Origin of the sequence: Gordonia polyisoprenivorans (assembly GCF_017654315.1) — a bacterium.
Taxonomy (GTDB): domain Bacteria; phylum Actinomycetota; class Actinomycetes; order Mycobacteriales; family Mycobacteriaceae; genus Gordonia; species Gordonia polyisoprenivorans_A.
In genome coordinates this window covers 5,626,466-5,638,136 of the sequence record NZ_CP072203.1, presented here as the reverse complement: position 1 = coordinate 5,638,136, position 11,671 = coordinate 5,626,466, and the positions used below count along the sequence as shown (strand labels likewise).

The window sequence follows — 11,671 nt, the reverse complement described above, 5'->3', positions numbered from 1 at the left end:
CGGCGTGGCTAGTCGTAGCGCTCGATGCTCGACTCGGCCAGCCGCGACAGCCCCTCGCGGATGTGGCGAGCCCAGATGCTGCCGATGCCCTCGACGGCCTGCAGGTCGGCGGCCGAGGAGGCCAGCAACGCCTGCAGGGTGCCGAAGCTGCGGACCAGCCGGTCGACGTGGGCGAACTGCAGTCGTGAGATCCGGGCCAGCATGCGGTAGCCGCGCGGGCTCATCGCGGTGTCCTGGGCCTCGATGGTGGTCGGGTAGCCGAAGGCGCCGGCCAGCAGTGTGAGATCGAGGAGGTCGGCGTCGGAGAGCGCCTCGACCGTCTCGAGGGTGTGGTGCACCTCCTCGGGGGTCGCCGGCTCGGGGCTGGCGTAGTAGTCGCGGACCAGTAATTCGCGGACGGTGTCGTTCTCGGAGATCAACTCCTCGAGCTGCAGGCTCACCTGTCGTCCGTTGGTGCCCAGTTCCAGGACGTACTCCTCGATCTCGACACCCACCCGGCGGACCATCTCCATCCGCTGTGCCGTCGACATCGCGTCACGCAGCAGGACGTAGTCCTCGATCTCGGCGCGGCCGAGTGCCGAGATCACCTCATCGAGGCGAGCCTTGTAGCGCTCGAGTGTCGACAGCGCCACGTTGGCGCGGGAGAGGATCGGGTCGGGGCTCTCGACGACGCGTCGCACCCCTTCGGCGTAGACGCTGACGATCGACATCGACGCGCTCACCGAGATCACCGGATACCCGGTCTGGATGGCGGTGCGTTCGGCGGCGCGGTGGCGGGTTCCGGACTCCTCGGTGGGAATCGACGGATCCGGCACCAGCTGCACGTTTGCCCGGACGATGCGTTTGCCGTCGGTGGAGAGCACCACGGCGCCGTCCATCTTGGCGAGCTCCCGCAGTCTCGTCGGCGCGAATTCGACGTCGAGCTGGAAGCCGCCGTCGCAGATCTTCTCGACGTCGGAGTCGTGGCCGAGCACGATCAACGCCCCGGTGCCACCGCGCAGGATGCGTTCGAGACCGTCGCGCAGCCCGGTGCCTGGCGCCACGCGGGCCAGTGTTTCCTTGATCAGTTCCGAGCGCCCGGCGTCGGTGCGCCCGTACTGGTCGGTTCTGGCTCCCTCGACCATCGTTGTCCCTTCGTGCGTCATCGCGTCCGATCACCTGACACGTGCGGGAATCGGCATGACTAGGGTAACGGGACGTGAGCACCCCCTCTCGTTCCGATCGCCCCGGTGGATTCGTCGTCCCCGCCGACCTCGAGGCCGTGACGCGTCATCCGAAGGCCGCCGGACCGGGTGAGCCCATCCGCATGCACAACCCGATGTGCTTGGGATGTGGCGAGGATGCGCCCCGCGGGCTGCATCTGGTGGTCCGGGCGGGGGAGGGTTTCACCGTCGAGACCGAGATGGACGTCGAACCGTGGATGGAAGGCGGTCCCGGCGTCATCCACGGCGGTGTGCTCTCGACCGCGTTCGACGAGGTGATGGGTACCGCTCCGCTTCTCGTCGGGCCGTCGGCGGTGACCGTGCACCTCGAGGTGGACTTCCTCGCGCCGGTTCCGGTCGGCTCGCGGCTGCAGATGAGCGCCCGGTTGCTCGGCCGTCAACGACGCAAGATCTACGTCGAGGCGCTCGGTCACATCGGTGATCCGGAAAGGCAGGTCGCCGTTGGTCATTCGATTTTCGTGTCGATCAACGCGCGTGAGCACTTCGCCGACCACGTCGAGCGCAGCCAGATGTCCGAGGAGTACAAGCAGCGGCTCTCGAGGCCGTGACGGGGCGCCCGCTCAGCCGTTCTTGAACCAGCCCGCGTTGTAGATGTTCCAGATCGCCTGCTGCCAGTAGCCCCAGGCGTGGGTGCCGGTCAGCGGGAAGTCGGTGCGCAGCTTGACGCCGAACGCCGGGGCGGCGAGGGCGAAGGTGCGGCTCTGCTCGCCGGCAACCGATTCGATCGCCGTCGAGTTGAGGCCGGTGATGAAGAAGTCGGTGTTGTTGGCGCCCGGGGGCTGGTGGTCGCCCCACACGCCCGTGCCCGCATACATCCATAGGTGCAGGCCGTTCATCGACGGCAGGTTCTCGGTCGGGGAGTGCTGGAATGCCTGCAGATTCGGGAACCAGCCCCACATGTCGTTGAGGTCGTAGTGCCCGGCATCCCAGGCGGCGCCACGCATCATCGTCTGCATTCCGGTGGCGACGATGTTCATGAACCCCGACATCGAGACCACCCGCGAGTACAGGTCGCGCCGCTCGTTACCGATCATCACGGCCTGGCTCGCCGACATCGACAGCCCGACGAGGGTGCGGTTGTGGAAGCCGTGGGCGTCGAGGAACTGCGGCAGGCTGTTCTTGAGTACCGTCTCCCAGCGGTACGGATGCACCTGGCCGGCCGTGGGGCTCGGGGCATTCCAGTCGGCGTAGAACGAGGACTGGCCACCGATCGGCATGACCACGTTGTAGCCACGCTGCGACAGGTAGGCGACGTTGGTTTCGCGTTCCCACCCGTTGTAGTCATTGGTGGCGCGCAGGCCGTCGAGGAAGATGATGGTCGGCGCCTTCGACGGCGCGGTGGTCTGGGACGGCCACGCCCGCACCCACACCGGATGATCCATGCCGTAGTTGTTGATCGTCGCGTTGATGAAACCGCGGACCTGCGAGGCGGGCGGCCCCCATGCCGACGCGGTGGACGTGCCCGCGAGCAGGGCGCAGGCGGTGAGCAGGGCGGTCAGCAGAACCGACGCGATTCGCCTCGAGGACATTCACAACTCACTTCGACGAAGAGGGATGGAGCGACACGAAATCACAGGGTGTGACGATTCGACACGCTACCTGCACTGTTATTATCTTGTTACTCGTCCATACCCGGCAAAACGCCCAAACTGCCGCACGTAACCCGGTGATCAGGCATTTTCGGTGTCAATTCTCAGACAATTCTCAATGTGCATTTCGGTGCATTTGTCAAAAAGGTGCGTCGACGACGCGCAGTGTCGCCGTGAATGCCGCCGCCGACGCCTCGGCGAGTGTGGCGACGCGGGTGACCTTGATGCCGCCGGGGATCTTCTCGGTGGTGGCGGTGGGGTTCAGTACATGCTTGAATCCCAGTCTTTTGGCCTCCCCGACGCGGCGCGCCACCGCGGAGACGCGTCGTACCTCGCCGGCCAGCCCGACCTCGCCGATGACGGCGGTGGTCCGGGGGATTGGTCGCTTGGTCATCGACGAGAACACCGCCAGCGCGATGGCGAGGTCGGCGGCGGGTTCGGTCACGCGCATGCCGCCGACGGTCGCCGCGTACACCTCACGTTCGTGGACGGGCACCTCGAGTGTGCTCTGCAGGACCGCGAGGATCATCGCGACGCGAGGTGAGTCGAGCCCGGAGACCGCGCGGCGCGGGGTGGCCATGTTCGTCGTCGTGGTCAGTGCCTGGATCTCGCCCGCGAGCGCCCGCTTGCCGTCCATGGTGACCAGGGTCGCCGACCCGTTGACATCGGAATCGTGTTGGTGGACAAAGATTCCCGAGGGATCGCTGACCTGATGAATGCCGTCGTCACGTTGTTCGAAGCATCCGACCTCGTCGGAGGCGCCGAAGCGGTTCTTGATGCCGCGCACCATCCGCAGCGACGAGTGCCGGTCCCCCTCGAACGACAGGACCACGTCGACGAGGTGCTCGAGCGACCGCGGGCCCGCGACGGCGCCGTCCTTGGTGACGTGGCCGACCAGGATGATCGCGACACCGCGATTCTTGGCCAGCGACACCAGGGCCGTGGTGACCGCGCGGATCTGGGTGACACCGCCGGTCACGCCGTCGGTGCCGGTGGCCACCACGGTCTGTACCGAGTCGACGATGACCAGGGACGGGGCAACGTCGTCGACGTGGCCGAGGATGGTGGCGAGGTCGGATTCGGCGGCGAGGTAGATGTTCTCGTGCACCGCGTCGGTCCGTTCGGCGCGCATGCGCACCTGTCCGGCGGATTCTTCGCCGGTGATGTAGAGCGCTCGACGGCCACTGGCCGCCCAGTGCTTGACGGTTTCGAGCAGCAGCGTGGACTTGCCGACACCCGGCTCACCGGCGAGCAGGATCACCGAGCCGGGCACCACCCCGCGCCCGAGGACGCGGTCGAACTCGTCGATTCCGGTGGGGATCGCCGTTGATGTGGCGGCATCGACGGCGGTGATGGGTACGGCCGGGCTGGTCGGGGTGACCGTCGTGGTGGCCCCGCCGGGTGCACTGATGGTGGTGACCTCGTCGAAGGTGCCCCAGGCGTTGCATTCGGCGCAGCGTCCCACCCATTTGGGGACCTGATGACCGCACTCGCTGCAGCGGAAGCTCGACTTCGGTTTTGCCACGGAGGTCAGCCTACGGGCGGGGTCCGACAGAACCGGGGTCCGACAGAATCGGCGCGCCTCGCGGTGGTTGCGGACATGTCGGAGGTCACCGGATCACCTCACGGTGGCCGGCGTCGAGACGACGGGTCCAGCCGCGCGCGTCGAGGTGTTCGAGCAGCGGTATCACCACGCGGCGCGTGGTGTGCAGCGCCTGACGGGCCTCGCTGGTGGTGAACGGCTGCGGCAGTCGTGCCAGGCTGCGCATGGCCAGGGCGGGTGCGGTCGGCGCGAGCACCACACCCGATCCGAGGCGCAGCAGGCGGCCCGTACGTTCCGCGGCGGCGAGTTCGCGGTCGCCGAGGGCGAGCGCGGCGAGGTCGTCGGCCTCGGGTGCGGCGAACGGATCGTCGGCGAGGCGTCGTTCGACGGCCGTGATCGCCGGCTCGGCGGGGCCGAGATCGGTGCTCCGGTCGGGCATCGCCAGATAGCCGTGTGTCGTCTCGACGCCCGCCGCGGAGATCACCGCGTCGAGGAGTGCGGCGTCGTCGGGCAGGCCGAGCAGATCCGGCGCCGCGGCGCGGGAGACCCCCGCAGCCAGCGGGTCCTCGCGGTGCAGCGCCTGCACCGCTTCGCGCAGTCGGCGTGCGCGGGCGGCGAGGTCGTCGGCATCGATCCAGCGGTCACCGACGACGAGCACACCCTCGGGTGGTGTGCCCGGTTCCGCGACCGGATCGAGCAGGCCGAGTCGGCGCAGGTGGGCGACGGTGACCGAGCCGCGTCGGGTGACCTCGGAACGCAGGTCATCGGTCGGTCGTCGGGCCGCGAGGCTCGCGGCGCGCCGGGCGGCGTCACCGCGGCGGCTCAGCGGTGGCGGCTCGGCGTCGACGACCTGTCCGCCGCCGACGATGCGGGTTCCCGGGTCGCGCAACACGATCCGGTCACCGACGATCAACGGGAGTGGCCGGTCGAGGGTGAGACGCCCGTGGTCGGTGCCGAGCGGGCGCAACCGTACCGGCAATGCGGCGCTGCCGATGTGGGCGGTGAGATGTGTTGGTGCATCAGTGAACTCGTCACCGCTGACGCGTCGGACGTCGACGACGTCGGTGCGCCGCCAGGTGTCGGGGGAGAGGAGGACGTCGCCGCGGGTGATCTCCTCGGAATCGATGCCGCGGAGATTCAGTGCGACCCGACTGACCGGCCCGATGCGGGGCAGGGGCTGTTCCTCGCTGTGGACGGTGCGAACGGTGACGCGTCGGATGCGGTGCGCTGTCAGGAGATCGAGGGTGTCGCCGACCGTCACGGTCCCCGCAGAGAGCGTTCCGGTGACCACGGTGCCTGCGCCGGAGACGGTGAACGACCGGTCGATCCACAACCGGATCGGGGTATCGGTCGGTGCTGCTGGTGACATGGCGAGAATCTCGTCGAGTGCGGCGCGCAGTTCGGTCAGCCCGGTGCCCCGCACGGCCGAGACGATCACCGCGGGCGCGTCGGCGAGTCCGGTGTCGGCGAGTCCGGCGCGCGTCTCGGCCAGGCTTTGTGTGATCCGTTCGGGCGCAGCGAGATCCGACCTGGTGAGCACGACCAGACCTCGGGTGATGCCGAGTGCGGCGATCGCATCGCGATGGTCGTCGGATTGCGCCTGCCAGCCCGCGTCGGCGGCCACGACGAACAGCACGACCGGCGCGGGACCGAGGCCGGCGAGCATGTTACCCAGGAAACGCTCGTGGCCGGGGACGTCGACGAATGCGACGTTACGACCGGAAGACATTGTGGTCCAGGCGAATCCGAGGTCGATGGTCAGACCTCGGCGGCGTTCCTCGGCCCATCGGTCGGGTTCGATCCCGGTGAGCGTCCGGACCAGTGTGCTCTTGCCGTGGTCGACGTGACCGGCGGTGGCGACGACGAACACCTGTGTGGCCTAGATGTTTCCGTCGGTATCGGCCGCGCGGGTGGTGGTGGCATGCACGGCCGAGCGGACGGCGGTGAGGATGGCGTCGTCGTCGGCCTCGGGAATACACCGCAAGTCGATCAGACAGGCACCGTCGTGCACACGGGGCAGCACCGCCGGGTCGCCGGTCCGCAGGTGGAATGCGAGGTGTTCGGGTAGCCGGATCGCCCAACCTGGTAGCGCGACACCGGGGGCGCCACCCCCGCCAACCCGACCGTCGTGGGCTACGACGGGTGCGTCGAGTTGCGCCGCAAGGTGTTCGGCGCGGCGGCGGAGGTCGTCGGGATCGGCGTGCAGTGCGGTGGTGACGGGCGGGGTCGGCCCGTCGAGGGTGGCCTCGAGGGCGGCGAGGGTGAGCTTGTCGGTTCGGACCGCCCGCGCCAGGGGATGTCTGGAGAGTCGGGTGATGAGGTCGGCGTCACCGAGCATGATGCCGGCCTGCGGGCCACCGAGAAGTTTGTCGCCGCTGGCTATCACGAGATCGGCGCCGGCCCGTAGCGCCGAGGTCGCGTCGGGTTCGTCGGGTAGCAGGGGATCGGGGTGCAGGAGTCCGGAGCCGAGGTCGGCGACCAGCGGGACGCCGCGCTCGGCGCAGATCTCGTGCAGATTCGGCAGGCTCACCTCGCTGGTGAATCCCTCGACCCGGAAGTTGCTCGGATGCACCTTGAGCACGCAGCCGGTGTCGGGGCCGATGGCGTCGAGGTAGTCGTGCGCGTGGGTGCGATTGGTGGTGCCGATCTCGCGTAGGCGCGCGCCGGTGGACGCCATCAGGTCGGTGAGCCGGAATCCCGCGCCGATCTCGATCATCTCGCCGCGGCTCATCACCACCTCACGTCCGATCGCGAGCGCGGTGGTTGTCAGGACCAGTGCGGCGGCCCCGTTGTTGACGACGAGGGCGTCGCCGGCCGCCGGGCAGGCGCGCAGCAGGGCCTCGCGGGTGGCGGTGCCGCGTCGTGATCTGGCGCCGGTGGCCAGATCGAGTTCGACGTCGACGTACCCGGCGGATGCCGCCACCGCCTCCCGGGCCGCGGCCGATAGCGGCGCGCGCCCGAGGTTGGTGTGCACGATGACGCCGGTGGCGTTGAGGACAGGCCGTGCGCTCGACGGGCGACGTCGGCGCAGGGACTCGATGAGTGAACCGGCAACATCCGTGGGTGCGATCTCGCCGCGGCGTGCAGCGTCCTGTGCTTCACGAATGGCCTCGCGAACAACCTTGTCGCCCAGACGAGTTCGATCCTGCGCAATGTCCGGGTCGGCGAGTAGATGGTCGGTACGCGGGATGTGTCGACGAGGATCGGGCGATCCCATGGACACCTCCTCGAGTCCGGTCGTTCGGTCGGCGCGGTCGTTCGGTCGGCACGGCGGAGGCGGACGGGAATCGAACCCGCCAGACCGAGATACTCGATCTCACCGGTTTTGAAGACCGGGGGGCCCACCAGGAACCCATACGCCTCCGTGCCGTCCGGCAGCCGCCGATTCGGATGCCGGTGTAACCAACCTAGATCACCATGCACGCTGGGCGGGAAGGGTAGGGCGGGAAGGGCGGGGCGAACCGGGAGTCACCGCGGGTAGGTGACGATGATCTGCCCTGTGTGCCGGTTCCGCCACTCCACCCGCCGGTCGGTGTAGAGCGTCGGTACCCACTCTGCGAGGTGTTTGCGTTGGTGATCGGCTCGACACAGTGGGATGAGGTCACCGAGCACCGTCCAGCCTCCGGCCTCGGGGTCGGCGTGGTTGAACGGTCGCCAATGATCAAGGTCGCACCGGTGTGACGGCATCGCGCAGTACGGAAACCGGCACCAGGCGTCGTTGGCCAGCACCTCAGCGCGCAACTTCGCGCTGGGTGCATAGGTCAATGCCCCAGGGGGTGGCACGGTGTGACCGCCGTGTCCGGTCGGATCTGCCGGTGGTGCTTGGGGTCGGTCGGCGATCTGCGGGATGAGTGGTCCAGTCGTACGCACGGATTCGGGGTAGTGGATGGTTTTCGCTATCTCGGCGAGGGTGGTGGCGTAGTCGGGGTCGATGGGCCCGTATCCCTGCAACCGGGGTACGAGCACACCGTCGGGATCAGTGACCACCGTCAACACGGGCGCACTCGGCACGACCAGGGCCCGTCCGAACGCCACCGGCACCTCATCCGGCGTCGGTGGGTTCATCGGGTCGGGGACGTCGGGTTCGGCGACCGGCTCCACCAACTCGACGTCGGGAGCGTCGGCGTCGATAGGTTCGGGTAGCAGGTCATCCCACGCTGCCGCATCGGCAGCGTCGGCGGGTGTTTCCGCCGACCCGTTCCGGGCAGCACCGCCTTTCGCGCAGGTCTCCAGACCGCATTGGCAGTCGAGGTGCGCTCCGGGGACGCCGGTGATCTCCCCGAGTGCGATCACGCGAAGCGATCCCACGCGGCGCGGGTCTTTGCGGCAGGTCCGTTCGTCGATGAGGGCGTTGATCTGGGTGGTGAGGAACACCCCGTAATGCGCGGGAACGACCGCATCCAGAGCGGAGTGCCCGGCAACGTCGGGGGTGATGGTGACGTTTCCCGCCAGGTCGGTGATGGTGTCGCGGTCCTCGATCGCGCTGTCGGGGTTCATCGAAATCAGTGCAGCGTCAAGCTGTTGGGACAGCACCGGGTCGGTGGTGGCCCGGGACCCGTAGTCCAGGACGATCTCCTCGAACGACATCTCCTCGTTGTCACCGCAGTCGGTGCTGTCGGTGCTGACACCGTCGGTGTCGATGTCCTTGCCGCGTTGGGCGGCGCGCGCCATGATCGAAGCCCGGTTGGTGGAGAGTTCCCCGTTCAGGTAGGCGGCGCGGATCAGGGGGAACTTCTCCAACAGGTCCGCCAGCGCTATCCAACTCCCGGCTTTGCTGCGGGAGACCTTGAACTGCAACGACACCTCGGCCCGGCCGAGTCTCTCGGCATGTTCGACCACCGACCCCCACACACCGGTCTCAGGCCGCCCCGCCAGATGCTCACGAAACACCCGCTCCGCCAACGCGGCAGCGGCCAGGACTGTCCGGGCCTCGTATTTGCGGGACTGGCGGAGCAGGTCCGGGCCGGTCTCGGTGAGCTCATCCCGTGTCATGGCTGTGATCGCGGCAGCGTCGGCATCCGGATCGGTGAACGTCAACGTCGTCGACACCAGGTACCTCCCCTCCCGCGATCGGACTTGATGAGAACAAGTGTACGAAGGGGTACCGACAAAACCTGCCCGACGAACGCCAGACCGGAGAAATCTGTGGACAACTATTTTCGAGCGCGTCGATTGGGCGCCGATGTGGTTGCGATACTTGTCATCTCACCAGGGTCTCGAGGCTCGCCGCACGCGGCTCGCACCTCGACCACCGGGAAGGAACGGTCGAGCATCGGGGAAGGGCCGAACGTCGGTCAGGGAATGCGCCGTCGTTCTACTCCGGACTCTTGCATCCGATGGTCGAGGTGCCGAGGAGCGATAGCGACGAGCCTCGAGACGCCTCTCGCCGACGGTGTCCGCACCACCCGCGAGCCGAACCAGCACCGGCGCAGGCGGTCTCGAGGCTCGCCGCACGCGGCTCGCACCTCGACCATCGGGGGAAGGGGCGAGCATCGGCGGTGGAAGCGCTCGACCATCGGGGGACGGAGCGAACGTCGGGTGATGCAAGCGCTCGACCATCGGGTGGGTGGCGTGGGTGTGGCGAACGTGCGGGACGCTGGATTCCGCGACGGTAGGATCGGCGCATGTCGAGAGTGCGCCTCAATGGTTCTACGACCCTGCACGACGGTGGATTTCCGTATAGTTCGACGGTGTCGCCGGGACCGTTGCTCTTCACGGCCGGGATCAGCCCGCTGGATGAGAACGGCGCGGTGATCGCGCCCGGTGATGTGGTCGCGCAGGTGCGCGCGTGCCTGGGGAACCTGGCGGCGGTACTGGGCGAGCAGGGGGCGACGTTCGGTGACGTGGCAAAGTTGACAGTCTATGTGGCAGAACATCTTCAGGCGGATCTGTACGTTGCGTGGGAGGCCGTGAGCGCCGAATTCGACGCGGTTCCGCCGACGATGATGATGGGTGTGTCGGTCCTGCCGTACGACGGGCAGGTCGTCGAGGTCGACGCGGTGGCCGCGCCGCCGCAGTCGTGAGCGGGGGAGCGACCATGAGTGGTGCGCGACCCCGGATCACCGATGCCCAACGCCGAAACCGGTTGCTGCGCAGACACTGCCTTGTGGAAGGGCATCACGCTGCGTCGGTGGTCGAGGCTGCGGCTGCCGTCGTCGGACTGCATGCGACGACACCGTCGACGGTGTATCTCTCGGCATGGGCGCGGATCGACGGTTTCAGTACCGACACCATGGATGCGGCTCTGTACGGTGACCGCACGCTGATCAAGCAACTGGCCATGCGCCGAACGCTTTTCGTGTTTCCTGATGGCATCCTTCCCGACGCGGTCGGGGCGATCGGCGCGCGGGTCGCGGCCTCCGAGCGAACCAACATGCTGCGTGACCTTCGCCGCGCCGAGGACGTCGCCGATCCCGAAGGGTGGATCGATGACGCGCGTGCCGCGGTGCTGGCCGCGTTCGCCGACGGCACCACGATGACGTCGGCGGAACTACGTGCTCGCGTGCCGGAATTCGATCGGCAGGTCATCGTCAGCCCGGGCAAGTCATACGGCGGTCCGAGTCCGCTGATTCCGCGAGTTCTCAACATGTGCAGTGCTGCAGGAGAAGTCGTGCGCGGTCCCAACAACGGGGGCTGGCACGTGTCGAGGCCGGCGTGGTCGGCGATGGACCGCTGGCTCGGCAGACCGCTCGACGTCCCCGATCCCGCCACCGCACACTCTGCACTCATCCGGCGATGGCTCGCACGATTCGGTCCGGGTACCGAGACCGACCTCGTCTGGTGGCTGGGTTCGACCAAACGCGATGTGCGTCAAGCACTGGCATCGCTCGACGTCGTCGAGGTCGATCTCGACGACGGCTCCGTCGGCTACGTCCTCGCCGACGACCTGCCCGGCGGCCCCGACGATGATCCGCTGCCGCCCGAAGCCCTCCTGTTGCCCGAGCTGGACCCGACGACCATGGGTCACAAGGTGCGCGACTTCTACCTCGGCCCGCATGTCGATGCCATCTTCGATCGCAACGGCAACGGCGGTCAGACGGTGTGGTGGGACGGGCGGATCGTCGGCGGCTGGCATCGAGAGGCCGGCACACGGGTAGAGGTCCACCTCTTCGAGAAGTTGCCCGCGGCTGCTCGTCGAGCCGTCGCCGCCCGCGCCGACGCCCTGTCCGAGTGGCTCGGTGAGGTGCCCTTCCGGCCCGGATACCCACCGCCCTACCTGCGCGAACTCCGGGCGCGATGAATTCGGGGGCAGTCGCCGGTCAGTCTCTGCAGGTCCCCGCACACCTACATCGCGCACACCCACTCCGAGGAGGCTC

General features: G+C 68.1%; 9 protein-coding genes and 1 tRNA gene. 3 read left to right on the top strand and 7 right to left on the bottom strand.

Annotated features, from left to right (window positions below; translation table 11 throughout):
• Positions 1-8: 8 nt before the first annotated feature.
• A complete protein-coding gene (disA, locus tag J6U32_RS25295; protein WP_208796330.1) occupies positions 9-1,124 on the bottom strand; it encodes a DNA integrity scanning diadenylate cyclase DisA in 1,116 nt (371 codons plus the stop codon).
• Positions 1,125-1,198: 74 nt separating this feature from the next.
• Here disA and J6U32_RS25290 point away from each other — a divergent pair, with 74 nt between their 5' ends.
• Positions 1,199-1,771, top strand: coding sequence for a PaaI family thioesterase (locus J6U32_RS25290; RefSeq protein ID WP_208792667.1), 573 nt, complete (start codon positions 1,199-1,201; stop codon positions 1,769-1,771).
• Between the two features lie 12 nt (positions 1,772-1,783).
• Here J6U32_RS25290 and J6U32_RS25285 read toward each other — a convergent pair whose 3' ends face one another.
• The 6 genes from J6U32_RS25285 to J6U32_RS25260 form a co-directional block, all read right to left on the bottom strand.
• Positions 1,784-2,752, bottom strand: a complete 969-nt coding sequence (locus tag J6U32_RS25285; protein WP_079928787.1) for an alpha/beta hydrolase — start codon at positions 2,750-2,752, stop codon at positions 1,784-1,786.
• 199 nt (positions 2,753-2,951) lie between these two features.
• Positions 2,952-4,337, bottom strand: coding sequence for a DNA repair protein RadA (radA, locus tag J6U32_RS25280; protein WP_208792666.1), 1,386 nt, complete (start codon positions 4,335-4,337; stop codon positions 2,952-2,954).
• An 85-nt stretch (positions 4,338-4,422) separates the two neighbouring features.
• A complete protein-coding gene (gene selB / locus J6U32_RS25275) occupies positions 4,423-6,225 on the bottom strand; it encodes a selenocysteine-specific translation elongation factor (RefSeq protein WP_208792665.1) in 1,803 nt (600 codons plus the stop codon).
• 9 nt (positions 6,226-6,234) lie between these two features.
• Positions 6,235-7,572: an L-seryl-tRNA(Sec) selenium transferase gene (gene selA / locus J6U32_RS25270; protein ID WP_208792664.1), complete on the bottom strand. Its 1,338-nt coding sequence runs from the start codon at positions 7,570-7,572 to the stop codon at positions 6,235-6,237.
• A 54-nt stretch (positions 7,573-7,626) separates the two neighbouring features.
• Positions 7,627-7,719: transfer RNA gene (locus J6U32_RS25265), tRNA-Sec, on the bottom strand.
• A 104-nt stretch (positions 7,720-7,823) separates the two neighbouring features.
• On the bottom strand, positions 7,824-9,404 hold the full coding sequence (locus J6U32_RS25260; RefSeq protein WP_208792663.1) for an HNH endonuclease signature motif containing protein: 1,581 nt from the start codon (positions 9,402-9,404) through the stop codon (positions 7,824-7,826).
• A 575-nt stretch (positions 9,405-9,979) separates the two neighbouring features.
• On the opposite strand from J6U32_RS25260, the gene J6U32_RS25255 reads away from it, so the two are divergent.
• Positions 9,980-10,378, top strand: coding sequence for a RidA family protein (locus J6U32_RS25255; RefSeq protein WP_208792662.1), 399 nt, complete (start codon positions 9,980-9,982; stop codon positions 10,376-10,378).
• 14 nt (positions 10,379-10,392) lie between these two features.
• On the top strand, positions 10,393-11,595 hold the full coding sequence (locus J6U32_RS25250; protein WP_208792661.1) for a winged helix DNA-binding domain-containing protein: 1,203 nt from the start codon (positions 10,393-10,395) through the stop codon (positions 11,593-11,595).
• Positions 11,596-11,671: the final 76 nt, after the last annotated feature.